The organism is Burkholderia sp. KCJ3K979, from assembly GCF_016759955.1.
Classification (GTDB): Bacteria; Pseudomonadota; Gammaproteobacteria; order Burkholderiales; family Burkholderiaceae; genus Burkholderia; species Burkholderia orbicola.
The window spans coordinates 1-923 of sequence record NZ_JACFYV010000439.1; the positions used below are offsets into that span (position 1 = coordinate 1).

Consider the following 923-nt stretch of genomic DNA (forward strand, 5'->3'; position numbering starts at 1 on the left):
CACGAATCACGTGGCAGTGGTTGTCGATCAGACCCGGCAGCACGCCGCGGCCGCCGAGATCGACCACCTTCGTCGCGCGGCCCGCGAGCGGCATCACGTCCGCTTCGCTGCCGACCGCGACGAAGCGTCCGGCGGCAATCGCGACCGCCGTCGCGACGGGGTTCGCGCGATCGAGCGTCGTGAATCGTCCGTTATGCAGGATCAGATCCGGTTGGGTCACGGTTGCGGTCATATGCATCACCTCTTGTTGATCAGAAGCCAAAGAGTTGTTTCACGGGGGGTAAGGCTTGCGCGCCGATCAGCATGCCGAGCAACCCGACCAGCGCAATCAGCGGCGGTGCGGGAGAGCGAACCTTGATGGCGCTGTAAATCACACCGATCAGCACACCCGCGCCAAGGGAAACCAGATAGGGTTCCATGCAATAAATCTCCCGGACAATTTCAAATGCAGGGGGCTGTGTTTCGGCCCGCATGCCGCGGGCAATATTCGTGTTTCGTCACGTCCGCCGCCCGCGGCAAGGGAGCCCGTGCGACGCGTTCACCTCGAACCCGCCGCACCGGCATCGGCGGTTGCCGGTCGTCCGCGCTTACTTCGCCGGAACGGGCGCAATCGACTCGTGCGGCGTCGCGGTGCGCTGCGGTGCCTTGTGGAGCATCGTGTACGCGTAGTCCACGCCCATCCCGTAGGCGCCCGAATGCTCCTTCGCGATCGCCATCACCGCGTCATACGTCTCGCGGCGTGCCCAGTCGCGTTGCCATTCGAGCAGGACCTGCTGCCACGTGACCGGCACGACGCCGGCCTGGACCATGCGCTGCATCGCGATATCGTGCGCGGCCTGCGTCGTGCCGCCCGATGCGTCGGCGACCATGTAGATCTCGTAGTCGCCTTCGAGCATCGCGCACAGCGCGAACGTCGTATTGCA

Annotated in this window: 2 protein-coding genes and 1 pseudogene; all 3 read right to left on the minus strand. The window is 65.0% G+C overall.

Annotation, left to right across the window (positions count from 1 at the left end):
• Positions 1 to 232 (minus strand): annotated as a pseudogene (locus H3O04_RS35475) (amidohydrolase); the annotation flags it as partial.
• Positions 233 to 251: 19 nt separating this feature from the next.
• Complete coding sequence (locus H3O04_RS35480) at positions 252 to 419, minus strand: DUF1427 family protein (RefSeq protein WP_012337465.1); 168 nt, start codon at positions 417 to 419, stop codon at positions 252 to 254.
• Between the two features lie 168 nt (positions 420 to 587).
• The coding region (locus tag H3O04_RS35485; RefSeq protein WP_202589528.1) for an isochorismatase family protein at positions 588 to 923 on the minus strand (336 nt) is incomplete at its 5' end.